At 70.8% G+C, this 25,322-nt stretch carries 26 protein-coding genes; 8 read left to right on the top strand and 18 right to left on the bottom strand.

Annotation, left to right across the window (positions count from 1 at the left end; translation table 11 throughout):
• Window positions 1-6 precede the first annotated feature (6 nt).
• Both ACFZDA_RS38590 and ACFZDA_RS38585 read right to left on the bottom strand, forming a co-directional pair.
• Window positions 7-801: a prepilin peptidase gene (locus ACFZDA_RS38590; protein ID WP_391090684.1), complete on the bottom strand. Its 795-nt coding sequence runs from the start codon at window positions 799-801 to the stop codon at window positions 7-9.
• Complete coding sequence (locus tag ACFZDA_RS38585; RefSeq protein WP_391090681.1) at window positions 798-3,695, bottom strand: BTAD domain-containing putative transcriptional regulator; 2,898 nt, start codon at window positions 3,693-3,695, stop codon at window positions 798-800. The genes ACFZDA_RS38590 and ACFZDA_RS38585 overlap by 4 nt, the downstream gene beginning before the upstream one ends.
• Before the next feature lie 414 nt (window positions 3,696-4,109).
• Here ACFZDA_RS38585 and ACFZDA_RS38580 point away from each other — a divergent pair, with 414 nt between their 5' ends.
• The 5 genes from ACFZDA_RS38580 to ACFZDA_RS38560 all read left to right on the top strand — a co-directional run bounded on the left by ACFZDA_RS38580 (window position 4,110) and on the right by ACFZDA_RS38560 (window position 8,184).
• Complete coding sequence (locus ACFZDA_RS38580; protein ID WP_391090679.1) at window positions 4,110-4,760, top strand: hypothetical protein; 651 nt, start codon at window positions 4,110-4,112, stop codon at window positions 4,758-4,760.
• On the top strand, window positions 4,760-5,839 hold the full coding sequence (locus tag ACFZDA_RS38575; protein WP_391090772.1) for a hypothetical protein: 1,080 nt from the start codon (window positions 4,760-4,762) through the stop codon (window positions 5,837-5,839). Before ACFZDA_RS38580 ends, ACFZDA_RS38575 begins: the two co-directional genes overlap by 1 nt.
• A gap of 153 nt (window positions 5,840-5,992) precedes the next feature.
• A complete protein-coding gene (locus ACFZDA_RS38570; protein WP_391090677.1) occupies window positions 5,993-6,640 on the top strand; it encodes a hypothetical protein in 648 nt (215 codons plus the stop codon).
• A complete protein-coding gene (locus ACFZDA_RS38565) occupies window positions 6,628-7,692 on the top strand; it encodes a hypothetical protein (protein WP_391090675.1) in 1,065 nt (354 codons plus the stop codon). Before ACFZDA_RS38570 ends, ACFZDA_RS38565 begins: the two co-directional genes overlap by 13 nt.
• 135 nt (window positions 7,693-7,827) lie before the next feature.
• Window positions 7,828-8,184, top strand: coding sequence for a hypothetical protein (locus ACFZDA_RS38560; RefSeq protein ID WP_391090674.1), 357 nt, complete (start codon window positions 7,828-7,830; stop codon window positions 8,182-8,184).
• Window positions 8,185-8,249: 65 nt separating this feature from the next.
• Here the strand turns inward: ACFZDA_RS38560 and ACFZDA_RS38555 are convergent, their stop codons facing one another.
• The 14 genes from ACFZDA_RS38555 to ACFZDA_RS38490 all read right to left on the bottom strand — a co-directional run bounded on the left by ACFZDA_RS38555 (window position 8,250) and on the right by ACFZDA_RS38490 (window position 17,158).
• On the bottom strand, window positions 8,250-8,477 hold the full coding sequence (locus ACFZDA_RS38555) for a hypothetical protein (protein ID WP_354744083.1): 228 nt from the start codon (window positions 8,475-8,477) through the stop codon (window positions 8,250-8,252).
• 290 nt (window positions 8,478-8,767) lie between these two features.
• Window positions 8,768-9,370 carry a hypothetical protein gene (locus ACFZDA_RS38550; protein WP_391090671.1) on the bottom strand — a complete coding sequence of 201 codons (603 nt, stop codon included), beginning with the start codon at window positions 9,368-9,370 and terminating at the stop codon, window positions 8,768-8,770.
• Window positions 9,367-9,732 (bottom strand): hypothetical protein, encoded by a 366-nt coding sequence (locus ACFZDA_RS38545; protein WP_391090669.1) that lies wholly within the window; start codon window positions 9,730-9,732, stop codon window positions 9,367-9,369. The genes ACFZDA_RS38550 and ACFZDA_RS38545 overlap by 4 nt, the downstream gene beginning before the upstream one ends.
• Window positions 9,732-10,184 carry a hypothetical protein gene (locus ACFZDA_RS38540; RefSeq protein WP_391090667.1) on the bottom strand — a complete coding sequence of 151 codons (453 nt, stop codon included), beginning with the start codon at window positions 10,182-10,184 and terminating at the stop codon, window positions 9,732-9,734. Before ACFZDA_RS38540 ends, ACFZDA_RS38545 begins: the two co-directional genes overlap by 1 nt.
• 37 nt (window positions 10,185-10,221) lie before the next feature.
• A complete protein-coding gene (locus ACFZDA_RS38535) occupies window positions 10,222-10,392 on the bottom strand; it encodes a hypothetical protein (protein ID WP_391090665.1) in 171 nt (56 codons plus the stop codon).
• Window positions 10,393-10,465: 73 nt separating this feature from the next.
• Window positions 10,466-10,936, bottom strand: coding sequence for a pilus assembly protein TadG-related protein (locus ACFZDA_RS38530; protein WP_391090663.1), 471 nt, complete (start codon window positions 10,934-10,936; stop codon window positions 10,466-10,468).
• Window positions 10,933-11,397: a TadE/TadG family type IV pilus assembly protein gene (locus ACFZDA_RS38525; protein WP_391090661.1), complete on the bottom strand. Its 465-nt coding sequence runs from the start codon at window positions 11,395-11,397 to the stop codon at window positions 10,933-10,935. Before ACFZDA_RS38525 ends, ACFZDA_RS38530 begins: the two co-directional genes overlap by 4 nt.
• Window positions 11,397-11,855, bottom strand: coding sequence for a TadE family protein (locus ACFZDA_RS38520; protein WP_086564000.1), 459 nt, complete (start codon window positions 11,853-11,855; stop codon window positions 11,397-11,399). Before ACFZDA_RS38520 ends, ACFZDA_RS38525 begins: the two co-directional genes overlap by 1 nt.
• A 107-nt stretch (window positions 11,856-11,962) precedes the next feature.
• Window positions 11,963-12,214: a hypothetical protein gene (locus ACFZDA_RS38515; protein ID WP_020272654.1), complete on the bottom strand. Its 252-nt coding sequence runs from the start codon at window positions 12,212-12,214 to the stop codon at window positions 11,963-11,965.
• A 71-nt stretch (window positions 12,215-12,285) separates the two neighbouring features.
• Window positions 12,286-13,209, bottom strand: coding sequence for a type II secretion system F family protein (locus ACFZDA_RS38510; protein WP_306964861.1), 924 nt, complete (start codon window positions 13,207-13,209; stop codon window positions 12,286-12,288).
• Window positions 13,206-14,159 (bottom strand): type II secretion system F family protein, encoded by a 954-nt coding sequence (locus tag ACFZDA_RS38505; RefSeq protein ID WP_391090770.1) that lies wholly within the window; start codon window positions 14,157-14,159, stop codon window positions 13,206-13,208. Before ACFZDA_RS38505 ends, ACFZDA_RS38510 begins: the two co-directional genes overlap by 4 nt.
• Window positions 14,160-14,205: 46 nt before the next feature.
• Window positions 14,206-15,513 (bottom strand): ATPase, T2SS/T4P/T4SS family, encoded by a 1,308-nt coding sequence (locus ACFZDA_RS38500; RefSeq protein ID WP_391090658.1) that lies wholly within the window; start codon window positions 15,511-15,513, stop codon window positions 14,206-14,208.
• Window positions 15,510-16,412 carry a hypothetical protein gene (locus ACFZDA_RS38495; protein WP_391090657.1) on the bottom strand — a complete coding sequence of 301 codons (903 nt, stop codon included), beginning with the start codon at window positions 16,410-16,412 and terminating at the stop codon, window positions 15,510-15,512. The genes ACFZDA_RS38500 and ACFZDA_RS38495 overlap by 4 nt, the downstream gene beginning before the upstream one ends.
• A gap of 17 nt (window positions 16,413-16,429) precedes the next feature.
• Complete coding sequence (locus ACFZDA_RS38490; protein WP_391090655.1) at window positions 16,430-17,158, bottom strand: hypothetical protein; 729 nt, start codon at window positions 17,156-17,158, stop codon at window positions 16,430-16,432.
• Window positions 17,159-17,600: 442 nt separating this feature from the next.
• Between ACFZDA_RS38490 and ACFZDA_RS38485 the strand changes: the two genes are divergently transcribed.
• The 3 genes from ACFZDA_RS38485 (at window position 17,601) to ACFZDA_RS38475 (ending at window position 21,725) form a co-directional block, all read left to right on the top strand.
• Window positions 17,601-18,317, top strand: coding sequence for a hypothetical protein (locus ACFZDA_RS38485; RefSeq protein ID WP_391090653.1), 717 nt, complete (start codon window positions 17,601-17,603; stop codon window positions 18,315-18,317).
• A 146-nt stretch (window positions 18,318-18,463) separates the two neighbouring features.
• The gene (locus ACFZDA_RS38480) at window positions 18,464-20,509 is read left to right on the top strand and encodes a hypothetical protein (protein WP_391090652.1); all 2,046 of its coding nucleotides are present in this window, start codon (window positions 18,464-18,466) and stop codon (window positions 20,507-20,509) included.
• Window positions 20,499-21,725 (top strand): hypothetical protein, encoded by a 1,227-nt coding sequence (locus ACFZDA_RS38475; protein WP_391090650.1) that lies wholly within the window; start codon window positions 20,499-20,501, stop codon window positions 21,723-21,725. Before ACFZDA_RS38480 ends, ACFZDA_RS38475 begins: the two co-directional genes overlap by 11 nt.
• Window positions 21,726-21,766: 41 nt before the next feature.
• Here ACFZDA_RS38475 and ACFZDA_RS38470 read toward each other — a convergent pair whose 3' ends face one another.
• Window positions 21,767-22,948, bottom strand: coding sequence for an LCP family protein (locus ACFZDA_RS38470; RefSeq protein ID WP_391090648.1), 1,182 nt, complete (start codon window positions 22,946-22,948; stop codon window positions 21,767-21,769).
• A gap of 30 nt (window positions 22,949-22,978) precedes the next feature.
• Window positions 22,979-24,904 (bottom strand): glycosyltransferase, encoded by a 1,926-nt coding sequence (locus tag ACFZDA_RS38465; protein ID WP_391090646.1) that lies wholly within the window; start codon window positions 24,902-24,904, stop codon window positions 22,979-22,981.
• Window positions 24,905-25,322 lie beyond the last annotated feature (418 nt).

Below are 25,322 nucleotides of genomic sequence, written 5' to 3'. Positions count from 1 at the left end.
TGGACGTCAGGCCGCGTAGGCCCCGGCCAGGAGTCCGAGGAGGGCGCCGGAGATGAGGAACGGCCCGAAGGGGATGGCCGTCTTGCGCCCGGCCCGCCGCGCGACCACGAGGGCACCGCCGTACAGCGCGCCCAGCAGGAACCCGGCGAAGGTGCCGAGCATCACCGTCGGCCAGCCGTACCAGCCGAGCACCGCCCCCGCGCCCAGGGCCAGCTTGACGTCGCCGAAGCCCATCCCCGCGGGGTTGATGAGGAACAGCACGAAGTAGCCGCCGCCCAGCGCGAGCGAGCCGAGCAGGGCGGTCGTCCACTGTCCCGCGTGCTCGGGCACGAGCGCGGTGAGGCCGAGCAGGACGAGCGCGGCGGCGGCGAACGGGAGCGTGAGCGGGTCGGGCAGCCGCCGCACCCGGAAGTCGACGGCCGTCAGCAGCACCCCGACGGGCGCGAGCAGCAGCCAGACGCCGAGCTCGGGCCGGGTGCCGGTGGCGGCGGCGAGGGCGGCGCAGACGAGGGCGGTGGCGATCACCAGCGGTGCCGTACGCGGCCCGTATCCGGCCTCGACAGGCTCCGCGCCCTCCACGCCCTCCACGCCCTCTGCGCCTTCTGCGTCTTCCGCGCACTCCGGGCAAAAGGCCCGTCCGAGCCAGCCCTTGAGCCGGCCCGTGAGGGCGTGCCCGCCGGGGCACCGCTCCCGCCACGGCTCCCCCGACGGGGCCGAGAACCGGTAGGCCGCGCGCGGCAGCAACGCGCCCGCCGCCGCGCCCCACAGCGCGGCGGCGACGACCAGCACCCAGGTGTTCATCCCACCGCGGCGACCGCGTCGCGCCACGTCGGCAGCAGCTCGTCGAGCAGTGCCTCGGTGCGCGGCGGCAGGCCGCGGGCCCCGCTGCGGCCGATGAGATCGGTGGCGAGCGCGGTCAGCTCGGACGTGTCGCCGGTGGCGTGGGTGGCGCGCAGCAGCTCGTGCCACAGGCGCTCGTCGGCCGGGGCGGTGCGCAGGGCCGCGTTGAGGGCCTCGATGGCCTTCTCGGCGCGGTTCTTCTCCATGTGGAACTCGCACAGCGCGAGCCCCGTGTCCGCGACCAGCAGCGGCAGCTGGGCGTCGACGATCTCGTGGGTGAGCCACCGGTAGCGGCCCTCGGGCCGGTCGGCGAGCAGCGGCCCGCGCACCAGCACGAGCGCGTCGGTGAGCAGCCGCCCGCGCACGGCCCGGCTGCCGACGCCCTTGCCCTGTGTGGCCTCGTGGTAGAGGGACCGCAGCACGTCCAGGTCGGAGACGACGGACTTGGCGAGGGTGAGCCGCCCGGTCGCGTCCCTGCCGAGGCGGGGCGTGCCGTCGGGGTCGGCGCCGAGCCAGTCGCGCAGCCGGTCCAGCAGCGCGTCCCGTACGTCGTCGGTGACGCCGCGCGGCCACAGCGCCGAGGACAGCACGCGCGGGTGCACGCCCTCGCGGTGCAGGAGCAGCAGGGCGAGCGCCTCGTGCAGCAGGGCGCTGCGCTCGCCGTCCGGGGTGTCGAGACCGATGATCTCGTACGGCCCGACGAGCCGGGCGTAGACGGCCGGCCGGCCCTGCTCGCTGATGTCGACGAGGAACGGCGGGGTGTTCGCGGGCCTGTCGGATTCGCGCTCCGGGTCCGCCTCGACGAACAGCTCGACCACGGCCCGCTGCTGCGCGACCGGCAGCAGCTGGGCGTCGAGTTCGAGCCCGAGGAGGGGCGCGAGCAGCTTGCCCTGGCCGGTGATCTCCATCTCCCAGGCGGCGCCCGGCAGGTCGCCGGTCTCGGTGCCGACGAGGTAGCCGATGCCGAGCCGGCCGGCGTCGGCGGCGAGTTCGGCGAGCTTGACGGCGTCGTCGGCGGACGGCTGGGCGGCGAGCAGGACCAGGTGCGGGGCCCAGCGGGTGTGCTGGGCGGGCCCGGTGCGCCCGGTGAGGACGGAGTCGTGCCCGGCGGCGCCGAGCGCTCCGCGCCGCTGCCGCGTCTCGGCCTCCATGGTCTCGACGAGCGCCTCGACGTCCTCCAGGTGCCGGATCCGGTTGGGGGCGAGGGGGGTGAGGTCCTGCCCGAAGCCGACGAGCGTGATGGTCATGCGGTCGGACCACCCGTTGGTCGCCAGCTCGGCGGCGACGGACGCGAAGACGGCCGCCCGGTCGGCCTCCCGGCCGGAGAGGGAGACGATGCCGGGCACGGCCTCCAGGTTGAGCAGCAGCCGCGAGTCGTCCATGGTGCCGAGGCTGACGAGCCCCGGGTAGGGCGCGGCCGTGTCGACGTCCTCGTAGCGCTCGGCGTCCGTCCGGGCCAGCATCCAGAAGGTCTGGTCCTGCCCCTGCTGCCAGGGGGCGGGCGGCTTCCCGGCGGGCTGGGCGAGTTGGAGGTGCAGATCGCCGTTGCTCAGCCAGGCCGCGTACACGACCGGCAGCGCGCGCGACTCCTCGGCGAGGGAGGCGGCGAGGCCGCGCAGGCTCCGGTCGAGCAGCCGCACGCCCTCCGGGTCGGCCCCGACGAGCAGCGCGTCCTGAACGTCCTGCGCGTCCCCGCTCGGTGTGGGCGGCTCCATCCCGCGCCGCCCGCCGACGGCCCCGAACGCCGACTGCCACAAGGCCTGCCGGCGCCGCCGCCCCAGGGCACCGAGGAGACCGGCGGCGAGGAGGGGTGCGGTGAGGAGGGCCTCGGGCAGACCGAAGGAGCTGTCGGACTCGGCGTCGACGCCGGTGGCCTGCTGGTGACCGGCGTCGTGGGCGGGCCGCTGCTGCTCGGGGACGGACACCTGGGTGGCACCGCCACCCGCGTGCTCGTGTCCACCGCCCTGGGCGCCGGAGCCCCCTGCGCCCTGGGCGTGGTCCCCGGTCTGGGCGTAGTCGCTGATCTGCTGCTGCACGTCGGGCGACACGTGGGGCGCCGCATCGGGCATCTCCACGAGATCGCCGCCGCGCGCGTCGCCCGGCATCTCCATGATCCATCCGGGCCGGATGAGGCTGGCCTCGGAGAGCTTGGACCCGTCCGGCTGGATGCGGTCCTTGTTGAGCTCGAAGATCTCCTTGTAGCGACGCCCGTCACCGAGGTGCCGCTCCGCTATCTCCCACAGGGAGTCGTGGTGACGCCCCTCGGGCGGCTGGATCCGGTAGTACTTCGTGTCGCCCTGCTTGGCGGTGCTGCCGCCGGCGTCGGCGTGCGAGGCGGCGTGCGAGGCCTGGTCGGCGAGGGCGGCAGCGGTGTCGGCGGCCTGCTCCTGCTGCTGGGCGAAGAAACCCGGGGTCTGCTGGGCCGCGGCGACCGTGGGCTTCTGGTTGGCGTCGTAGCCGCTCTGCCCGAGCTGCGACAGTCCGGGCGTGAAGCTGGCCGCGGTGGCGCCGACCAGCAGCAGCGCGGCGACGAGCTGCCGGGCGAGCAACTGGCTGGGCCCGGCGCCCGGCACCCGCCCCGGCACCCCGACGCCGGACAGCGCGGCCTTCATCTCCACGAGCACGCAGGCGGTGAACTGGGCCCAGGCGAGCCACACCACGACGGTGAGGATGTTCAGGAACGTCTGGACGGTGATCTCTTGCTGGAGCCAGTCGAGGCTCGGCACCCCGTTCGGCAGGGGCCACCCGATCTGCGTGGCCAGCGCGCCGGGCACGCCGACGAGGAGCACGGCCAGGGCGACGAACGCGAGGAACGCCTTGACGAAGTCCCCGAACGACCGCCGCCGGATCCTCACCGGCTGCGGCGTCCGATTCCTCGGGGCCGTCGTTGGGGCCGTCGTTCCCGTCGTACTTCCCGTCGAGCTTGACGAGCTGGAGGTGCGGCGTCGCGGCATGGCGGGTGTCCTGGGGTCGTGTGTGAGTGCGGTGGGACGAACTGGGGCCGAGAAGTGTGCTGAGCCTACAGAGATCTTATGGACTCTTATCGGGGTCGTCGAAGGACGTGGGGAACGAACGGCGTTGACGTCCGATTTGCCCGGCCGGCCAGGCGCGGTCGACCCCGCGACCGAGGGACCGTGAGCACCTCTTCGCAACTGCCACGCACACCCCTCACATGCCCCGCACAAGGCCCCATGGTCACCCATGAGGGCACGAACAGTCCCTGATAGCTTCGTTCTCTGTCGCACACGCCGAACCTCGGGGGAGAAACCGTGTCTCGCCGCGCTCTCACCACCACAGCTGCCGCGTTCGCCGCAACGGCGGCGCTTCTGCTCACCGCCTGTGGTGGTGGCGATTCACAGTCGGACGACATCAAGGGGGCGGACAGCGGGTCGAGCAGCCCGTCGGCCTCCGCTTCGGCGTCGTCTGCGGCGCACGGGGTCAAGCGCCCGGTGATCAAGCTTCCCAGCAGCTTCCAGTTGACCTTCCAGAACTGGACGAGCAGCGACCCCGACGAGCAGGCCGTACTCAACGACGGCAAGGCACAGCTCCGGGCCGGCTACGCGGCGATCATCGAGAACAAGCCCGACGGCGGTGACGCCCTCGCCTTCTACGACACGGAAGCCGGTCTCTCCCAGGATCGTGAGTGGATCAAGTCCTACACAGGCAAGAACGTCACCGTCATCGGCGAGCTTCCTGTCTTCGATCCTCAGGCCACACTCTTCGCGAAGAAGACCAAGGCCCAACTCAGGTACTGCACGGACGAGAGCAACGCACAGACCAAGAACCGCAAGACGGGCAAGGTCGTCGGTAATCCCGCAGGGACTGACCCCCAAGTCGCCTATGTCGTCACGATGCAGAAGAGCGAGCAGGGCGTGTGGCAGACCGTGTCCACGAACTCGAAGAGGGGCGGTTGCTCCTGATGACGTGGCGCAAGGAGGCCCTGTTCACAATCATCGCGACGGCTCTTGCGGTCACCCTCTCCACTACATCGGCTCATGCCATCGGCGAGGGAAACGACAAGAAGCCGTCCGGTGGCAACACCACAGGGAATGCCGGTAGTAACGGCACCCTGTCGGCTTCCGTCTCCAACATCCAGCTCACCTATCCGAGCGGTGGGGGCGGCGACGGCAAGGAGGGCAACCTCGGCACGGTCGATCCCAACTGGAAGCCGCCTGCCTGCTGGTACGAGCCGGTCTTCACTCCTGAGCAGTTGAAGCACTTCGTGGACACGGACAGCGGCGGTGACGTCGGCATCCACGAGTCCTGGTGGGGCAAGGGGCTGTGGACCGACCACTACCGAGACGGTAAGCCGGCCGACAACTTCGACATGCACGCGCCGACGAACAGCACCGCCGAGGGCTACAAGAACTACAACCTGGGCAAGGACGGCTACTTCTGGCGGGGTGTAGCCCCCGACCCCGACGACTCGGAGTCCTGGGACTGCGGCCGCATCATGTTCTGGGTGGACGCCGGAGAGGTCCCGGACGACCCGAACACGCCCACCCCGAAGACGCTCGCCGAGTACGCCTACAACAAGGTCAAGGTCCCGGAAACGAAGGTCGACCTGAAGCCGGAGGCCAAGTCCACGGTGAACCTGCCGACGTGGGTCTGGCTGGACAAGGGCACCTTCAAGGACGTCAAGGTCCGCGCCGAACTCCCGAACACGGGCCTGTGGGCGGAGACGACGGCCAAGCCGGTCGCCCTCCACCTGGAACCGGGCACGGACGACGCCGAGACCTTCCCCGCCTCCGGCGACTGCGAGATCAACGAGGACGGCTCCATCGGCACCCCCTACACCAAGGGCGACGCCGACAAGACCCCGCCCTGCGGCATCCGCTACCTCCGCGCCACCAACGGCACCCCGTACCAACTCTCCGCCAGCGTCACCTGGCAGATCACCTGGGAAGGCTCCAACGGCACCGGCGGCGACCTGCCCGACGGCACCTTCGAGGCCACCCAGGACATGAACGTCCAGGAAATCCAGTCGATCAACCGCTGACGCGGATTCCAGTCGTTCGCAACCGCTACGCCACACTCCTCACGGTCCCCACACAATCCACCACTGCCACTCAAGGGCCCATTACCCGCCCCTGATAACTTCGTTCTCTGCCGCACACATCGGACGACGATCAAACCCCGGGGGAGAAGGCCAGTGGCCCGCCGCGCTCTGAAAACGACAGCCGCCACACTCACCGCGACAGCGGCACTGCTGCTCACCGCATGCGGCGGAGGCGGCGACGACTCGTCGGACGACATCAAGGGCGCGGATGCAGGGTCGAGCCCATCGGCTTCGCCATCCGCGTCAACGCCGTCCGGCCCCAAGCGCCCTGAGATCACCCTCCCGAGCAGCTTCCAGCTGACCTTCGAGAACTGGACGAGCAGCAACCCCGTCGAGCAGGCCGTGCTGAACGACGCAAAGGAGGAGATCCGGGCCGGGTACGCGGCGATCATCGAGAACGCCCCCGACAGCGAGGCCGTCGCCTTCTACGACACCGAAGGGGTCCGTGGGCAGACCAAGCAGTGGATCAAGTCCTACACCGACAAGAACCTCAGTGTCATCGGCAAGCTGCCCGTCTTCAGCCCCAAGGTCAAGGTGGCCAAGACCGGCAAGGGAGCATCGCTCAGTTACTGCACGGACGAGAGCGAGGCGAAGACCAAGAACCGCAAGACCAGCAAGGTCGAGGGAAACCCAGCCGGCACGAACCCCTACGTCCTCTACTCGGTTTCCCTGGCGAAGAACGAGCAAGGCGTGTGGCAGAACGCGTCGGTGCACTCCGAACGAGGGGCATGCTCCCGGTGAGGACGCGGTACCGAGTCATCCCCGTAATTGCCACATCACTGGTCGGGACTCTGTGGGGCTCGACGCCTGCCGGCGCGTTCGGAGGCGCCGGCTCGGAAACGCGAGGCGGGGCCAACGGCAATGAAGTGTCCGCCTCCGCCCAACAGTCCCGGATCAAGGTTACGCAGACGAGCGGCCCCACCGGCGGCAAGCAGGGCACCCTCTCGTCGACAGACGTGAACTGGGAACCGCCGCCTTGCTGGTACGAACCGGTCTTCACACCCGAGCAGTTGAAGAACTTCTCGGAGAACGACGGTAACGGCGATGTCGCCCTCCGCCAGGGCTGGATGGGCTCGAAGCTCTGGACCGACCACTTCAAGGACGAGAAGGACGCCAGCAACTACTTCGGCACGCCCAGCACGGTGAAGGGCTACAAGAACTACAACCTGGGCAAGGACGGCTACTTCTGGCGTGGAGTCTCTCCGAACGTCAGCGAGGTCGACGACACCTCGCTGTGCAGCCGGCTGATGTTCTGGCAGGACGCCGGAGAGATCCCCGACGTCCCCAACGCCCCCACGCCGGAAACCCTGGCCGACTACGCCTACAACAAGGTCAAGGTCCCCGAGACGGAGATCGACCTGAAGCCGGCGGCGAGGTCGACGGTGAACCTGCCGACGTGGGTCTGGCTGGACAAGGGCACCTTCAAGGACGTCAAGGTCCGCGCCGAACTCCCGAACACGGGCCTGTGGGCCGAGACGACGGCCAAGCCGGTCGCCCTCCACCTGGAACCGGGCACGGACGACGCCGAGACCTTCCCCGCCTCCGGCGACTGCGAGATCAACGAGGACGGCTCCATCGGCACGCCGTACACCAAGGGCGACGCCGACAAGACCCCGCCCTGCGGCATCCGCTACCTCCGCGCCACCAACGGCACCCCGTACCAACTCTCCGCCAGCGTCACCTGGCAGATCACCTGGGAAGGCTCCGACGGCACCGGCGGCGACCTGCCCGACGGCACCTTCGAGACCACCCAGGACATGAACGTCCAGGAAATCCAGTCGATCAACCGCTGAGAGGGACGGCCGGGCGGTCAGGCGGACGGGTTCTTCGGGGTTGGAGTCGTCGATGCGGTATCCCGCCTCGGAGAAGGGGCACAACCGGGGTACCGTGCTGGTGGACCAGAGCGTTGGACGTTGGGGGGCTGCCAGATGGGCAACGGCAAGAGCGACCTCGCGCTCCCGCTGACCGAGTTGGAGAGCTATGGGCGTCGACTTCGTTCCATCAAGACCCGGCTGAATCACACTAAGAAGCTCTTCGAGTCCTACAAGGACGATATCGGCGACGGCAGTGTCAATGACGCGCTCGGGGACTTCGAGTCCAACTGGGAGGACGGGCGCGAGGACATCACGCAGCAGCTCGATGCGCTGGCGAGTATGTCCGATGCCGTCGTCCGCGAGTTCAAGAAGCTTGACGACGAGCTTGCCAAACAGGTCAACGACGCCATGAAGACCGAGGACAAGCGGGGCGGCAAGGGCCGTAAAGGGGACGGCGGGGGAAGCAAGTAAGGCCCCACCTCAGACGCGTGAAAGGCCCCGGATCCTGGAATCCGGGGCCTTTCGCGCGTCTGAGGTCAGGAAGCGACCGCGGCGTTGAGGTGCAGGTCCGCCGCGATGCCCGCGGGCGAGACGGCGAGGCCCACGCCGCCGCCGACACCGGTGGTGACGCCGGCGGCCGTCGTCTCGACGTAGAGACCGGCCGCGGCGCCGGCACCCGCGGCGCCGCCCGCCTGGCCGCCGGCGATGGTGTCCAGCTCGGCGTCGGACATGTGGGCGGTCTCGATCTGCGGGGTGAAGGCCATGGAGGGCGGTTCCCTTCATTTCATTTATTCGAAGTGCTGGAGCGCGACCGATCAAAGCACGCCGGAAGAAGGGTCGGCCAGTCAGTGGTCAGGGGCGTGCGACGGATTTCGGTGGCCCAATTCACGAGTGTGGCCATTCGGTCACCGAAACACCTGTCGCCTTCACTTCATCTGCCACTGTGCTGCACGTGAGTGCAATGGACGGCGGGGAGAGCGAGGGGTGTTCAGTTCCCGCCGCGTTTCTCACGACCTCGCGGTGGACGGTGTGCAGATCCGTCGAATGTTCCGGATCAGCGGTTCACTGACTGGATCTCCTGCACCGTCACGTCCTGTGTCGTACCGAATGTGCCGTCGGGGAGGTCGCCACCCTCGCCGTTCGTGCTCGTCCAGCTGATCTTCCAGGTGACCGTGGCGCGCAGCGGGTAGGGACCATCGGAGCCGGAGGAGCGCAGGTAGCTGACGCCGCAGGGCGGGGTCTGGTCGGCCTTGCCCTTCGCGTACGGTGCGCCGATGCTGCCGTCCTCGTTGATCTCGCACTCGCCGGAGGCAGGGTACGTCTGGGCGTCGGCCGTGCCCGGTTCGATGTGCAGGGAGACGGGTTCTGCCGTGGTGGTCGCGGACAGGCCTGTCCAGGGCAGGCTCGCCGTCACCGACAGCTTCTTGAACTTGGCCTTGTCGAGCCAGATCCAAGTGGGCAGGTTGACGGTCGACTTGCCCGTCGGGGCCATCTCGATCTCCGTGTCCGGAACGGGGAGTTCGTCATAGGCGTATTCGGCGAGGACCTGGGGAGAGACCGCCAGGGGCTCGTTAGGGGGCTCGCCCTCGTCGACCCAGAAGGGTTGCTTGTCACAGGAGTTGGCTTCGGGGTCGTCCTTGCGTTTCGGGTTCTTCACCGCCGCCCAGAGTCCCCGACTCCGGGCAGCACGAACCCATCGATATTCCGCCACAGCTTCACCGCGGTCTCGATCTCCTTGGGCGAGAAGGAGGGCTCGTACCAGCAGGCGGGCGGTGTCCAGTTGCTGTTCGACGGGGTCAGGGTTCCGGTGGAGGAGCGGGATCCGCCGTCGGTGGTGACCTTGATCTTGGTCTGGGCTCTGATCACACGGTCGTTCGCGGAGCCCTCCGCGCTGCCCTCGTAGCCGCCGTTCTCACCCCCGCCGCGACCGCCACCAGCCGCGGCTGTTGACGGCACAGCCGCCACGGCGAGGGCCAGAGCCGATGCTGCGGCTGCGCGCGGCACGGTCGTGCGCCGCATCACATGCACCTCTTGGCAGCCTCCGTGGACGAGACGGTGGTGGTCTGCCAGACGCCCTTGGCGTTCTTCTCGAGACGGGTGTTGTAGAAGACGTAGTCGCTCGGGGACGCCTTGACCGACCGGTCGACCTTGCCGGTCGTCCCGTCCTTCGCGTACGTCTGCGTCGCATCCATGCAGTACGTGACGGAGGCGGCGCCGTCCTTGTGGAACGTGACCTCGCGGTCGTAGTACCGGGTTTTGCCGGTGAAGCTCCGGTTCTCGTCACGGAAGGACATGATGTAGGAGGCCGCCGACACCAGCGCGTCGTCCTTGGAGTAGAACTTCAGAGCGGGGTACTTCTTCGCGTTGACGGTGATCGCCTCGTCGATGGAGTTGATACGCCGCTCGTTGTCGGCCAGGACCGCGTCCTTCTTCGCGTCGCCGGCCTGCGTCTCCTCGAAGACGTTCTTCACGTCGGACGGCAGCTTGATCTCCGGCCGCTCGATGTCGTCACCCGTGGCGGACGCCGACGGCTTCGAAGACCCCGAAGGCCGAATCCGCTCCCGCGATCTTGTCCGAGTCCTTCGTGTCCGACGCGTCCGAGCCGCCACAGCCCGTCAGCAGCAGCGTCAGCGCAGCGGTCAGGGCGGTCGCGGCCGCCGTGGTCGTGCGTGAGGGCATGGGGGTGTACCTCCAGTGGGGGAATCGTGCGCAGTGCTCAGCGGAGCCGAGAGGTCGGAGAACGCGCGGGGCCTCAGCCGACCTCGTTCTCCGCCACCGCCTGCCCGTGGACCACCACGTCCCCGCCGTAGAACATCCCCGTGAAGACCGGGGAGTAGGTGAGCTGCACCTCGACCTGCACCTGCTGGGCGTCCGCCGCCACGCAGTGGGTCGCCGCGATGTCCGCGCCCGTCATGTCCATCTCGCGGGCGAAGGTCTTCACGCGGGCGTTGCAGTTCTCGTAGTTGATCGGGGCGGGGCCGCCCTCGTTGTCGTAGAGGGCTTCGCGGTCGATGTCCTGGGCGGCGTAACGGGCCGCCTGTTCCGCGATGTCGGCGGCCCGTTCGCGCTTGGAGATGGACAGGCCGCCGTCGATCACGAACGCGGAGAGGGAGAGGAAGACCAGCGCGAAGATGATGACCGCGCCGGCGCCGGAGCCCCGGTCGTCCAGATGGGCGCGACGGGCCGCCCACCACGACCGCCCGTAGGACGGGAGGTGTCTCACGCCGACCTCCGGAACGGGTCGAGCGGGGAGCTGAAGCTCGCCGACAGCGTCGTCGGGACGTCGAGGCCGAGCGTGGCCAGGCCCCGCACCTGGCAGCTCACCTCGACGGTGAAGATGGTGTCGGGCTCGAAGCCCTGGCTGGTCTGGACGACCGACACGGGGCCGGAGCAGACGTCCCCCAGGTTGGCCTTGGCGGCCTTCTTGGCCTCGGCCATGGCGGTGGCGTGGTCCTTCTGGATCGAGCCCGCGCGGGCCGCGTCCCGGGCCGCTCCGTCGAGCGCGCCGCGGCCGTCGACGAGCTGGCCGAAGGCCACCAGGACGAGGATGAACAGGATCATCACCGGGGCGAGGATCACGACCTCGATCGTGGACAGGCCGCGGTCGTCCGCCCGCCGGTTGTCCGCCCGTCGGTTTTCCGCCCGCCGGTTGTCTTTGCAGGAAGCCGGAGGAGAGAGAGTCATCAGTTCTCCTCCTGGACGAAACGCTCCACGGGGCCGGCCGACTGCGCGTGCACCGTCAGGTCCAGGCCCGGGAACACCGTCGGCACGCGCGCCGCGATCTCCACACCGACCGTGTTCTGGTCCGGCTGGAGCATCTTCACGTCCGGCCCCAGCACCAGTTGCGGGCCCAGCTGCTGGATGTAGCTGTCGACCACGTCCTGGGCCTCGCCCCGCCACGCGCCCGGCTGTTCGTCGGCCGTGGCACGCGCCTTGCGCGCTCCCGCCTGGGCCGCCGCCTGGGCGACGTGGTCCGCGAAGAAGTACAGGGCGAACTGCACGGTCGCGAAGATCATGAAGAACAGTACGGGAGTGAGCAGCACGAACTCGATCGCGGTCATGCCGGAGTCACCGCGGGCGGCCGCCGCTCTCCGCGCGGCCCGCACCCTGCGGCGTATCCGTCTGCTCACGTCTGCCGGCATCCCCGTGCATCCCGTTTGTCCGTACGACTACGACTGTCCCTGTGACTGCCCCTGCGACCGTCCCGGTGACGGATCAGCAGGACCCCTGCGACCGTCCCGGTGACGGATCAGCAGGTCTTGCCCGCGTCCGCGCCCTTGATGCAGTCGCCGACCTTGTTGGCGCCCTCGCTCAGCGCGGCGTTGATGATGGCGGCCACGACACCGACGATCGCCACGACGACCGCCGAGATGATGACCCACTCGACCGCGGAGGCACCGCGGTCCAGCTCGCCGGAGCGGGCGCGCTCGGTACGGGCCTGGAGGAAGGTGACCAGGAAGTCCACGGCCGGGATGCCCGTGTGGAAGTTGCGTCCGATCATGACGACTTGTCCTTTCAAATCAGTTCCGGTCGAAATCAGTTCCGGGAAGTTCTGGAGTTGTGAAGGTCGGCTCACTGCACCTGGAACACCCGCATCGCCGCCGGAAAGATCAGGAACACCAGGAACCCGGCACACAGCAGCAACTGCGCCACGAGCATCGACTGGGACTTCTCGCCCGCGCTGCCCTCGATCTCGGCGAGTTCGCGGTGCCGCATGGTCTCGGCCCGGGACGCGAGGGACTCGCGCACCTTCGCACCGTCGTCCGCGACCAGGGCCAGGGAGGCGGAGAGGTCCTTGAGTTCCTCGACGCCGATCTCCTCGCCGAGCTGGCCGAGCGCCTGCCACTGGCTGAGGCCGGTGATACGGGCGTCGGAGAGGGCGTTGCGGATGCGCTGGTTGGCCCAGCCGTCGGAGATCTCGGCCGCCGCCATCAGTGCCTCGGGCAGACCGCGTCCGCCGGCCAGGCTCATCGACACCAGGTCGAGGTACGCGCCGATCACGCGCCGCAGGTCGCGCCGCTTCTCGGCCGCGTCCCGCCGTACCTCCAGGTCGGGCAGGAAGAAGAAGATCACCGCGAAGAGCAGCGCCAGCCACACCGGGATGATCGGGCTGCGGCCGACGCCGAGCGTGTAGACGATGGCGAACAGGAACGGACCGAAGAACAGGCCCGCCACACCCAGCAGCACCTTCGTCGCCAGGAACTTCTCCCAGCTGCGGTCCAGGACCGCCAGGTCGGCGCGCAGCGAGCGCTGCTCCCAGCCCTGCTGGAGGTAGAACTCCGAGACCCGCAGGCCGACTTCGGCCCGCAGGGCGCCGAAGCGCCCCTTCTCCCGCTCGGTGCGCGCCGACTCGTACGCCGAGCCGCGGGCCCGCATCGCGTCGATCCGCGCGACCTGCGAGATCGGGCTGCGCTTGCTGGGCATGAGGGCGCGTACGAGGGCGTAGACGCCGAGGCCGATGACGGCACCGACGACGAGCGGCATCGTGAGGTTCACCGGCGTGCCTCCTCTTCCTGCGGCAGCTGCTGCTGGGGCTGCTGCTGCGACGGCGTCCTGGGACGCACGAACTGGACGGCCGCCTCGTCGCGGACCAGGAAGCGTTCGGGCGTCTCGATGGTGGACAGCTTGCGCAGCCACCAGAAGCCGAGGGCGAACAGGCCGCAGACACAGGCCAGGACGAGCTGGCCGACGGGGGTGCCGTACGGCTCGACGAAGTCACGGTTGAAGATCGACAGGCCGAGGACGAAGGCGATCGAGACCGCCACGACGATCTGCACGGACCGCCGGGTCGAGGCGCGCTGCGCCATCACCCGCTGCCGCATGTCGACTTCCTCACGCGCCGACTTGGCCAGCGCGCCCAGCACCTGGCGCAGACCGGGTCCGCGCAGCCGCGCGTTGAGGATCAGGGCCGCGACGATGATGTCGGCGGAGGCGTCGTCGATCTCGTCGGCGAGGTGCTGGAGCGCCTCGGGCAGCGGGGTGCGGGCGCGCAGGCGGTCGACGAGGGCGTCGAGGTGGGGGCGCAGGACCGGGGCGGCGGCGCGGGCGGAGGCCGGGATGGCCTGCTCCAGGCCGACGGCGCCGGCGATGGTGTCGCGCAGGGACTCGGTCCAGGACGCCAGGGCCTCCACGCGGCGCATGGCGGCGCGTTCCTCGCCGGCGCCGCCGAACAGGCGGTCCCAGAAGAAGACGAGGACGCCGGCCGCGATGCCCGCGACGGCCCAGCGGGTGAGGACGAGGACGACCAGGCCGACGATGGCGGCGAGCGAGCCGCGCTGGCCGGCGAACCGGATGAGTTCGCTCGCCCGCTGGGCGGCCTTCTGCTTCTCGTGGTCGGGCTTGACGGGCAGTCCGCGTACGGCGACGAGGAGCAGGGCGAGGCCGCCGCCGACGGCGACGCCGCTTCCTATCGAGTACAGGACGGTGGTGGAGAACAGGCCGCCCATGGAACCGAGGGAGCCGAGCGCTGCGAGAGTCGTGTTCATCCCCGGCTCACCCCCAGGTCCCGGACGGCCGGTAGCCGTGTGCCATCAGTTCCTCCAGGCAGGCTATGGGGGCGTGCGGCACGACCCGGCCGTCGGGGGCCTCCGCGAACACCTCGCTGGACAGGACGCGTCCGTCGACGCCGTTGACCTCGCGGACGGAGGTGACCATGCGCTGGAGGCGGCCGCCGTTGCCGAAGTTGTTGCGCCGCTGGATGAAGACGACGAAGTTCACCGCGCCGGCGATCAGCATCTGGCTGGCCTCGATGGGCAGCCGCTCGGAGGCCTGCAACGCGTAGGTGGAAATACGGTTGAAGACCTCGCTGGAGCTGTTGGCGTGGATCGTGGACAGCGAGCCGTCGTTGCCCTGGGACATCGCGTTGAGCATGGTGACGATCTCGTCGCCGAGGACCTCACCGACGATGACGCGGGAGGGGTTCATACGCAGCGAGCGGCGCACCAGTTCCGCCATGGAGATGGCGCCCTGGCCCTCGGAGTTGGGCAGCCGTTCCTCGAAGGCGACGACGTTGGGGTGCAGGTCGGGGAAGGTGTCGAGCCCGAGCTCCAGGGCGCGCTCGACGGTGATGAGGCGCTCGTGCGGCGGGATCTCGTTGGCGAGGGCGCGCAGCAGCGTCGTCTTACCGGCGTTGGTGGCGCCGGCGATCATGATGTTCTTGCGGGCGCGGACCGCGCAGGCCAGGAAGTGGGCGACCTCGGGGGTGAGCGTGCCGTTGCCGACGAGGTCGGAGATGAAGACCTTGCCCATGCGCGCGCGGCGGATGGACAGCGCGGGGCGCCTGGCCACGTCCATGACGGCCGACAGACGCGAACCGTCGGGCAGCCGCAGGTCGAGCTGCGGGTTGGCGGAGTCGAAGGGGCGGGAGGACAGGCCCGAGTAGGCGCCGAGGACCTGGATGAGCTCGATGAGTTCCTCGTCGGTCTCGGCGACGGGGTCGCCCTTGACCTCGCGCCCGTCGGCGTAGCCGACGAACACCTGGTCGCAGCCGTTGATGTCGATGTTCTCGACCTCGGGGTTGTCCAGCAGCGGCTGGAGCCGGCCGACGCCGAACAGCGCCGCGTGCACGGCGGCCGCGTACTGTTCCTCGGTCTCGGCGTCCAGCGGCGTACGGCCCGCGTTGATCTCGGCGCGGGCGTACTCCTCCAGGATCTGGGCTATGACGGCGCGGGCGTACTGCCGTTCGTCCTCCGTGGACATCGGAGTGACGTTGTTGAGCTGGTCCTGTCGGCGCTGTTCGGCGATGCGGTCGCCGGCGTCCTGGCGGAACCGCTTGACCAACTGGTGGTCGACAGCGGTCATGTGCCGGCCCCCGCGTGGCCGTGCGTCTGGCCCGGGTGGTTGTGCTGGACGTGGTGGGCCTGCGGGACGTGGTGGGCCTGGTTCGCCTGGGCGGAGGCGGCCCAGGCGGCGCCGTACTGCTGGTAGAGGTCGGCGGCGACCTTGCGGGCCGAGCGGATCAGCAGCGACTTGTCGAGACGGCCGCGCCTGCGGCCGGCCAGCTGGTCGGCGCCGGCCGGGTCGTCGGCGATGGTGCCGACCACGCGGGCGCCGGTCTGGGCGTGCACGAGCATGTCGTTGACCTGCGAGGCGAGCTTGCCGGCGTTGCCGGTGTCGGCGATCAGGACGACGCCGATGACCGGGTTGGCGAGGCCCGCGGCACCACGCGGTCCGCCGTGCAGCTTGCCGGCGAGTGCCGCAGCACGGTCACGCACCCGGGCGATCGCCTCCGGCTCGGTGCGGGAGAGCAGCAGCACGAGGGAGGCGTGAGGGAACAGTTCGACGGCGGGGGTGTCCCCGCTGACGCGTCCGCAGTCGGCGATGACGTCGGCGGCGGCGTTCGGGGAGTCGGCGAGGGAGGCGAAGGCGTGCCCGAGGGTGGGCCACAGCCCCGCCAGGCCGGCGGCCTGCTCGGCGATGCCGAGTCCGACGAGCACCTCCAGTCCCCCGCTGAGCGGCTGTACGTGGTCCCAGAGCTGGTCCGGTACGAGTCCGCGGCGCGCGGTGGCGGCGATGGACAGCATGCCGGTGTTGGGGTTGAGCGGTCCGCCGTGCGCGGCGGCACTGCGGTAGACGAGGTCACCGCCCGCCGGGTCCGTCTCGGCGAGCAGGACGCGCCGCGGCCAGACCGCCGCGAGGGCGACGGCCGCGGTGGTGACGCCGGGGGAACCCTTGTCGGCGGCGAGAGCGATGAGCGCCATGGGTCGGGTGCCGCCTTCTAGTTGCCGGGGACGTGCACGATGGCGACCTCGTTCGCGGCCGCCGCGGAGGCGAGCGCGGCCGCGTCGGCCTCGGGGACGAGGAGGGTGAGCGAGAGGTTGCCCGTGCTCACGGTGGCGTCGTTGTCGTCCTTGATGGTGTTCACGCGCGCGTTCTCGACGAGGGCGCCACCGCCGGAGGCCGAGGTGGAGCCGGAGCCGGTGCTGTCGTCGGAGTTGTTCGAGTTGGAGCCGGTGGTGCCGACGCGGTAGGCGGAGACGACGTCTCCGGCCTTGATGTCCGACGGGTACTGGCCCTCCTTGAGGGCGAGGCCGACGGAGGCCTTGCCGGCGGGCAGGCTCGCCGTCTTGGCGAACATCTCGCCGACCGCGAGGGTGCCCGGCTGGATCGTGGACTTGGCCTTGTACGTCTGGATCGTGGCCAGCTGCGACCACTCGACGTAGTGGATGCTGTCGTCCTTGGCCACCATGACGGAGGTCACGTCGCTCTTCTTGAGGGACTCCCCGGCCTGGACCTCCTGCGTCACCTTGACGACCTCGATCCGGTCACCGGCCTGGAGCACGAGCATCGTCGCGCCCAGCGCACCCACCAGGATGAGCAGCACGGCGAGCGCCGCCAGTGCCGGTTTGCGCTCGCGAGGTGGTGTGGGAAGCCGGTCACCGACCGACGGCTGAGCCGGAGCGGCGGAACGACCGGCGCCCGCCCCCGTACGCTCTTGGATCTTCACGCAACCGCTCCCCGTACACCCAAGATTATGTCTGTCAATTTGCCTTCAAATCTGGACACTTCACCCGCGCCTTCCCGCACGGAAGAGTGCGGGACGGGCCGGACGTACTCGCCCGACCTGGGCGAATAGCCAGCACTGGGGGTGAGTGTCAAGCCATCGCACCGTATCAGCCGCACATAAGCCCCTCAAGGCGCGTCCGGCCTCCCGGACCCCAGGGCACGTGCCGTTATCCATCTGCAACTTCAGGGCTGGACAAACCCGTTGATGGCGGGGCGCGGACAGGCCATTCGCTGTGCGGGAGCGAATCCGGCACGGGTGGACGGGAGTCCGGCGACGGAGGCCTTCGTCACGTACCGGCCACGAGGCCCACACCATTCACTCACGTGACAGCGGGAATCACCGTGCCATGATCTTCGCTTTGCCCCCCCCGAGGAGTGCCCCCATGAAGCGAGCCGCGCTCGCCGTCTCCACCCTGTCCCTGCTGTCCCTCACCGCGTGCGGCGGCGGCGCCGACCCGGACTCCGCGACCGGGGAGCCCCGGCCCACCGCGCCCCGGGCGAAGCAGGCGCCCCCGGCCGAGCGGCTCGCGAAGCTCATGATCACGAAGGCGGACGTGCCGGGGCTGGACGTGAAGGCCACCTCCAGGGACAAGGGCGACGACAAGTACGTCTTCGCCGAATCCCCGGACGACGTCACGGTCGACCAGCCGGCCTGCGCCCCGCCGGCCTACGCCCTCAACCAGCTGCCCCTCGGCGAGCCGCAGGGCGAGCTGACCAGCTTCGTCCCGCAGGGCAGCAAGTACACGTACATCACGCTCACGACGTACGCACCCGGCAAGGCCGCATCCGCGTTCGCCGGGCTGGCCAAGGGCGTCGACGCGTGCGGCGGTGGCTTCACGGCGAAGGCGAACGGCTCGACGACGTACGACTCCGTCACCGCCGAGGAGCCGGTGGCGAAGGCAGGTGACGAGTCACTCGCCTTCCGCGCCACGACGCCCTTCCGGGGCATCACCCACACCCTGCACGCCCAGGCCGTCCGCAAGGGCGATCTCGTCGCCGTCTACGTCTCCGTGGACGGCATGGCCATGGTCCAGGACAGGCCGGGCGACGCGAAGCTCCCGCCGGCGGTGGTGAAGGCTCAGAACAAGAAGCTGGGCTGAACACGGGGCGCCGGATGCGCGACCGGCGATCTGTAGCACTCGCGAAGCCCCGAGTAGAGTGCGGCCCGGACAGCGATCGGACCGCGGGGGGCACACCGGTGAGGGCAGCCACGACGAACGGGCAACACGCGGCAGTTATACGGACGTTGACGAGCTCCCGGACCCGCGTCCTGCTCCTGCTCCTCGCCCTCTGCTCACTGACGGCTCTCTTCGCAACCGCCACCCCGGCGCACGCGGCGGACAGCGCCCCGGCCACTCCCGCCCGCGCGGCGGACAGCGCCCCCGCCACGACCCAGGCCGCCTACCTGGCCGACCGCCTCCGCGAGAACCCGGTCTACGTCACCGACCAGCTCCCGCGCGAGGTCCCCCGGTCCACGGCCCCCGACTTCGAGCGGCTCGCGAAGAAGACCGGCGTCCCGACCTACGTCCTGGTCCTGCCCTTCCAGATCAGCGTCGACGAAAGGCAGTTGCTCGGCGCGGTGCACGACCGGCTCGGCCGGGACGGGTTGTACGTCCTGGTCGACGACTCCGACGTCACGGCGGCCACGGCCTACGGCGTGCGCGCGCCGGCCGACGCCGCCTCGACCGTCGCGCTGTACGAACTGCCCTCCGACGCAGGCCCGTTGCGCAGCTTCGAGCGGTTCGTCGACGTCGTCGCCCTGGGTGAGGAGAAGGCAGTGGCCCGTGCCGAGGCGGCGCGCGCCACGTACGGGGACGACGAAGCCGCCGAGATGTACATCGGCCCGTCCGACCGCAAGAACCAGTCGTTCCTCACGGGGATCCTGCTCACCGGCGTACCCCTGCTGATCCTGCTGACGGCCGGGTACGCGGGGCGCCGCCGCCGGCGTTCCGGGGCCGAGCGGCGCGTCCCCCGCTGGGTCGCACCCGGCGCGGCCGTCCTCACCGCCACCGCCGTCGTCCTCACCGCCCCCGCCGTCTTCGACCAGACCAGGTCGAGCGCGGCGCCCGCGCCCACCCCCGCCGATCTGTCCGCCCGCGTCGAGAGGGTGGCGGCGGGCCTGAGGCAGGACCCCGTGTACGCCGATCCGGAGAGCCCGCGGGTGCTCGGCGCCCGCCAACTGGAGCGGCTGCACGAGCGGATCCGGGACTTCCGGCGCTCCGAAGCGGGTGGCCCGGTGTTCGTCTCGGTCGTGCCGCAGACCCCCGAGAGCGAGTCGGCCGGTGACGCGATGCTGTTCGCCGCGGCGGTGCACGCCAAGGTGGGCGAGGACGGGCTGTACGTGATCGCAGATCCCGACGACGGCACGATCGACTTCTACAACCACGGTCTGCGCCGGGACACCAACCGCCTGTCAGTGGACCTGCCCGACTCCGTCACGTTCGGCGACAGCAGGGCGGACGAGGCCGACGACCACCTCCTCGGCGAGCGCCTCGACCAGCTGATGACCTTCCTCGGCAAGGCCCCGCGCACGGAGAGGCCCGGCTCGGAGCCCGCGCCGGCCGCCGCCCCGAGGGCCGCCGACGAGAAGACCCTCCCGCCCCTGTTCGCCACCGACTTCTGGCCCGGCCTGTTCGTGGGCGCCTTCCTGGCTCTCCTGCTGTCCGGTGTCGTGGCCGGGGTGACGTGGATCGTGACCGGCCTGCGGCGGCGGCGCTCCCCCGAGCCCGAGCCCGCCGGCCTCCTGCCCGTCACATCCCCGACCGAGCCCTCGGCGTCCTACCTCCGGCGCACCGCACACGCGGAACTCAGCGCCCTGACGAGGGAGTTCACCACCCCGGACGGGAACCCCCGCGCCTGGGACCGCCTCGACGCGGCGATGCTCCTCCTCGACGGCGACCCGGACCGCGCCCGCAAGACGGAGACGGACCCCGCGACCCTGGTCGCCGTCGTCGTGCTCGCCCGGGCGGGCCGCGCCGCGCTCACCGGCGACACCGACGACCTGTTCTGCGGCGTCAACCCCCTGCACGGACCCGCCGTCAGCCGTCACCACGTGCGCGTCTCGGCGCAGGGCAACCGCAGGCGTCTGCTCCCCGTCTGCGAGCCCTGCCGCGACACGGCCATCGCCCAACCGGGCGGCATCCCGGGCAGGTTGCTGACACTGCCCGGCACCGCGTCCGGTGACGGCGGCCGGCCGCCCTACTACGACGCGACCGACGGCCCGCTGTCCGCCGTACCCGGTGGCATCGCCCGGCTCATCGACAAGGTGAGGGAGACCGCAGGTGTCCATTGACGTCAAACGCGTGATCACCGTCCTGGCGGCCCTGCTGCTGGCGGCGCTCACCACCGCGCCGGCCCGTGCGGCGGACGGCGACGCCCCGAGCGCCGGGCAGCGCATCGCCGAGGCCCTGCGCACCTCGCCCGTCTACGTCGACGAGGCGTACGCCGATGCCGTACCGCCCTCCCGGCAGCGGCAGTTGGCGGACCGGATCCGCCGGACGGGCCTGCCGGTCAAGGTCGTTCTCACGCCCCTCACCAAGGGCGACGCCTTCGACGGCGACTCCGGTGTCCTCGCCGGAATCGTCCGGGACCGGCTCCCGGAGCAGCGCGACCTCATCCTCATCACGACCGACGGCGAGTTCCCGGACTCCCTGAACGGCTACGAGTGGCCCGCCGACGACCACCAGACGCGGGACGCCGTGGCCGCCGCAGGTCTGCTGGACGAGACGCGGGACGCGGGGCTGGCCGACCTGACCGCCAAGGCGGTGGATCTGGTGGCGGAGGGGAAGGGCACGCGGCGGTACGAGGAGGCGACGAAGGACCTGGACGGCACTCCGGTTTCCAAGCCGGAGTCCGGCGGCGCGCGTGGGTGGTGGCTGTGGCCCCTGGCCGCCGTACCGGCCCTGGCCCTGACCGTGCTCGCGACCCGCGCCCTGGTCCGCTCCCGCTCTCGCAGGACGGCTCCGGCCATTCCCCAGCTGGTGTTCGCCACGGCCCGTGCGGCCGACGAGGCGGAGCTGCGGCGCCGGGCGGAGGCGGAGGTGCTGGCCCTCGGCGAGGCGACCCAGGCGGCCGACGTCTCCACGACCCCCGCTCTGCAGCGCGCCCTCGACGCCTACGCCGCCGCGGGCAGGGTCCTCGACGAGGCCCGGGGCGTACCGGACCTGGCCGGCGCCCTGGCCCTGGCGCAGGAGGGCCAGGACGCCCTCGCCGGCTCCCCCGGCCTGCCCCTCTGCTTCTTCAACCCCCTGCACGGCCGCGCCGCCCGCCGCACCGGCTGGCGTCCGCTGGGCCGCCGGGACCGGCTCGACGTGGCGGTGTGCCGGGAGTGCGCCGACGCGCTGCGCGGCCGCCGCGCCCCGGAGGTGCTCACGGACCGGGACGAGGACGGACGTACCGTCCCCTACTTCGAGGTCCCGGCCGGGCGGAGCGTGTGGGCGGCGACGGGGTACGGGTCGCTGACGCCGGTGCTCGACGGCTTCACCTCACGCAGCGCCAGGGCTCGTTGATCAGCCCGGGCCCGATCCGCGTCAGCGCCAAGGCTCGTTGATCAGCCGGGCCGCAGGTCCTCCCGCAGTGCCGTGAACAGGGCGCGGGCGCGCCGGTCGTCCCACTTCACCGCGCTGCCCTTGGACGTCCGCAGGTTCGGGTCGGCCACCGGCACGTTGAGCTGTCGGCCCCCGCCGGACGCGGCCTTGCGCAGGGCCTCGAACAGCGACATCAGGTCGGGCAGCTCCGTGTCCTCGTCCACGATGAGCGTGTCGAGGCCGGCGCTCAGGGTCGGGAAGGACTTGGACGGGTCGGCGAGGGTGGACGGGGTGGCCGCCTTGCGGGCGAGGGCGGCGAGGAATTTCTGCTGGTTGCGGGTGCGGCCCAGGTCCCCCTGGGCCTCCTGCTTGCGCTGCCGTACGAAGGCCAGCGCCTCGGCGCCGTCGAGGCGCTGGCACCCGGCGGGCAGGTCGGCGCCGGAGTCCTTGTCCCGTACGGGCTTGTCCAGGCACATGTTCACGCCGCCGACCGCGTCCACCACGCCCACGAACCCGGCGAAGCCGATCTCCGCGTAGTGGTCGATGTGCACGCCGGTGTTGCGTTCCACAGTCCGCACGAGCAGGTCGGGGCCGCCCAGGGAGAACGCCGCGTTCAGTTTGTCCGGCGCGGCCCGGTAGCCGCGGCCGGTGTCGGGATCGACGTAGGGCGGCAGGGTCACCCAGGAGTCGCGCGGCAGGCTGAGCATCGTGGTGCCCTCCGCCCCCGTGTGCAGCAGGATCACCGAGTCGGTGCGGCGTCCCTCGGCCGAGCCGGTGTTCAGATCCTTACGGTCCTGCTGCGAGAGTCCCTCGCGGCTGTCGGAGCCCACGACCAGGTAGTTGGTGCCCTCGCCGCGCGGCACCCGGCCGGCGAGCGTGCCGAGGTCGACCTGCTGGTTGAGCCGGGTGTCGGCCCAGACGTACGTACCGGCCCCGGCGAGCAGCAAGGCGGACGACAGCACGGCCGCCGTCCGTACGAACCGGCGGCCCTTTCCGGCGCGGCGCCGCGGGTTCCTGCTGCCGCCGCCGCGCCGCCCACGCGCGTGGACGCCGCTGTCGTAGCGGCCGGGCGCGGCCGGCGAGGGCATGCCGGGCAGGGGGGCCGTGCGGGTCGACGGCGGGGGTGCCAGGAGGGACGGGGGCGGGATCCTTCTCGGGTCCTGCCCCGTCCGGTGGTCCCCCGGAGGGTCGGTCCAGTCGTTCATCGTCCCCTCCATCCCGCTGGTTCACGTGGATCAACGCATAGGCACGCTCCTATACGGAACCGGCCCGCCGATCTGTTCACCGGCCGTCCCGGAGCGCTTCATCCGCTGCCACCGCAGCCGGCTGCCGAGCAGCAGCGCGACCAGCGACTGGATGACGACGAGATACATCAACTGCCGGTAGACGAGGATCTGCAACGGCATCGACCACAGGGCCCGGACCGGCTCGCCGTCGAGTCTCAGCGCGTAGCCGGAGCAGACGATCTGCACGCCGAGGAACGCGAACCACACCCCGGCCGACTCCCACGGGTCGCGGAACAGCACGCCGTACAGGGCGTAGACGTCGATGACGGGCGCCAGCAGCGGCAGGGCGACCTGGAAGAGCGCGAGGTAGGTCAGCCCGCGCCGCCCGAACCGCCCGGCGGGGCCCATGGCGAAGAGAGCCCCGCGATGCTTCCACATCGCCTGCAAGGTGCCGTAGCACCACCGGTACCGCTGCCGCCACAACTGCCTGACATTGGTGGGCACTTCGGTCCAGGCGACGGCGGACTCCTCGTACAGCACCCGCCAGCCGGCCCGCCACAGGGCCATCGTCAGGTCGGTGTCCTCGGCGAGGGTGTCCTCGCTGACCCCGCCGACGCCGATCACCGCGTCCCGGCGGAAGGCCCCGATGGCGCCCGGCACGGTCGGCATGCACTCCAGCACCTCGAACATGCGCCGGTCGAGGTTGAACCCGAAGACGTACTCCAGGTGCTGCCAACGAGCCAGCAGACTGCGCCGGTTGCCGACCTTGGTGTTGCCGCTGACGGCCCCCACGGCCGGGTGCGCGAGCGGCTGGACGATCCGCTCGATGGCATCGGGCTCGAAGACGGTGTCGGCGTCGACCATCACGACGATGTCGTACCGCGCGTGGGCCAGCCCGGTGTTGAGGGCGGCGGCCTTGCCGGAGTTGGGCTGGCGGACGACCTCCACCCGCGGATCGTCGATGCTCTCGGCGATGCCGGCGGTCCGGTCGGTGGACCCGTCGTCGATGACGACGACCTGGAGCTCCCGATGATGGGAGTCGAGCAGCGACCGCAGGGTCGACCCGATCCCGGCCTCCTCGTTGTACGCCGGGACGAGCACGGTCACCGGCCCGGACACCTCACGCATCCAGGGCGCCCCGGTCCGGAACCGCTCCAGCCGGCGCACATGGGCCCGGGCGAACAGGGCGAGCAGCACCAGCCGCAGCACGCCGAGCCCGCCGGCGACGCCGAGGATCCAGATCATGGCGGTGGAGAAGACCTGCCCGAGGCTCGTGACCTGGACCAGCCCCTGCCCCAGCCAGCGCTGGGTGAGGGAAGGCGACGTGTACGGAACGAGCTTGAGCCCGTCGGACACGGTGGTGAACCGGTCGACAGTCGGGTTGTTCAGGAGCCTGCGCGCCTCCAGATACGCGCTCTCGGTCTGGCTGAGCTGCCGCACGATCCCCTGCGCCGGCTTGCGCGCCCCCTTGTCGGCGGCGACGAGCACGTACCCGTACCCGGCGGCCCGCCGCGCCGCCTGCCACTCACGACCGCACAGGGTGTCGGGGGTGGTGGTGCGCGGCATCCGCAACAGGTTGGTCCGCACGCCGGCGGCCCCGGCCAGTGCCTCCTGGGTCAGTTCGAGCTCGGCCTCGAAACGGGGCGTGGAGGACTCACCCAGCACGGCCCCGGTGTAGCTGTTGGACCCGATCTCATGCCCCTCGGCCCGGATCCGCCGCACCAGGTCGGGATGCCGGGCGGCCTGTGCGCCATGCAGGAAGAAGGTGGCGCGAGCCCCGTTCCGCTTGAGGAGTTCGAGCAGCCGCGGGGTCCAGACGGGGTCGGGCCCGCCGTCGAAGGTGAGCGCGACGGTCCGGGCGGGCATCGCCCCGGACCGGATCCCGTCCCGGTTGATCCCGATCACGGGCCCGCCCTTGGCGACGGCGTCCGGCACGGGCGAGGCACAGGGCGACCGCGACTTCGCGGCGTCGACCTCGTGCTGGGTCCAGCCCTCGAAGAGCAGGAGGGCGAAGACGAGGGGGAGGGTGAGGGCGAGTAACAGCCAGTGGGCGCGGGGGTCTCGGGACTGTTTGTGCCGGGCTCGGGCTCGGGCTTTGGAACTGGCGGGGGTCAGGGTCCGTCACCGCCCCCGGGTTCGGGCTCGGGTTCGGCCCGGGCACCGGCTCCCGCGGGCCGTCTTCTCCACGCGCTTCCGTAGAACTCACCGGGTGAAGCGGGCGTCTTCATGCTGCGGGAGTTACGCATGGGGCGCGAGTGTAGTTTCGGAGGTCTGGCTGTAGGGGCGGAACAGCGAGCTTCACAGGGTTTACAGGGGGGCAACGGATGACTGCGGCGACGGGCAGTGGGGCAAG

This window comes from Streptomyces sp. NPDC007991 (assembly GCF_042958445.1).
Lineage (GTDB): Bacteria > Actinomycetota > Actinomycetes > Streptomycetales > Streptomycetaceae > Streptomyces.
The sequence above is the reverse complement of the archived record's forward strand: the minus strand, read 5'-3'. Positions and strand labels throughout refer to the sequence as shown.

What these genes read in the sequence shown, in the direction of transcription:
- ACFZDA_RS38555 (WP_354744083.1), bottom strand. Translation starts at nt 8,477, where the DNA reads ATGGCCTTCACCCCGCAGATCGAGACCGCCCACATGTCCGACGCCGAG.
- ACFZDA_RS38500 (WP_391090658.1), bottom strand. Translation starts at nt 15,513, where the DNA reads ATGACCGCTGTCGACCACCAGTTGGTCAAGCGGTTCCGCCAGGACGCC.
- ACFZDA_RS38590 (WP_391090684.1), bottom strand. Translation starts at nt 801, where the DNA reads ATGAACACCTGGGTGCTGGTCGTCGCCGCCGCGCTGTGGGGCGCGGCG.
- ACFZDA_RS38535 (WP_391090665.1), bottom strand. Translation starts at nt 10,392, where the DNA reads ATGCCCTCACGCACGACCACGGCGGCCGCGACCGCCCTGACCGCTGCG.
- ACFZDA_RS38520 (WP_086564000.1), bottom strand. Translation starts at nt 11,855, where the DNA reads ATGCCGGCAGACGTGAGCAGACGGATACGCCGCAGGGTGCGGGCCGCG.
- ACFZDA_RS38545 (WP_391090669.1), bottom strand. Translation starts at nt 9,732, where the DNA reads ATGCGGCGCACGACCGTGCCGCGCGCAGCCGCAGCATCGGCTCTGGCC.
- ACFZDA_RS38565 (WP_391090675.1), top strand. Translation starts at nt 6,628, where the DNA reads ATGCTCCCGGTGAGGACGCGGTACCGAGTCATCCCCGTAATTGCCACA.
- ACFZDA_RS38485 (WP_391090653.1), top strand. Translation starts at nt 17,601, where the DNA reads ATGAAGCGAGCCGCGCTCGCCGTCTCCACCCTGTCCCTGCTGTCCCTC.
- ACFZDA_RS38575 (WP_391090772.1), top strand. Translation starts at nt 4,760, where the DNA reads ATGACGTGGCGCAAGGAGGCCCTGTTCACAATCATCGCGACGGCTCTT.
- ACFZDA_RS38505 (WP_391090770.1), bottom strand. Translation starts at nt 14,159, where the DNA reads ATGGGCGGCCTGTTCTCCACCACCGTCCTGTACTCGATAGGAAGCGGC.
- ACFZDA_RS38515 (WP_020272654.1), bottom strand. Translation starts at nt 12,214, where the DNA reads ATGATCGGACGCAACTTCCACACGGGCATCCCGGCCGTGGACTTCCTG.
- ACFZDA_RS38525 (WP_391090661.1), bottom strand. Translation starts at nt 11,397, where the DNA reads ATGACTCTCTCTCCTCCGGCTTCCTGCAAAGACAACCGGCGGGCGGAA.
- ACFZDA_RS38560 (WP_391090674.1), top strand. Translation starts at nt 7,828, where the DNA reads ATGGGCAACGGCAAGAGCGACCTCGCGCTCCCGCTGACCGAGTTGGAG.
- ACFZDA_RS38470 (WP_391090648.1), bottom strand. Translation starts at nt 22,948, where the DNA reads ATGAACGACTGGACCGACCCTCCGGGGGACCACCGGACGGGGCAGGAC.
- ACFZDA_RS38495 (WP_391090657.1), bottom strand. Translation starts at nt 16,412, where the DNA reads ATGGCGCTCATCGCTCTCGCCGCCGACAAGGGTTCCCCCGGCGTCACC.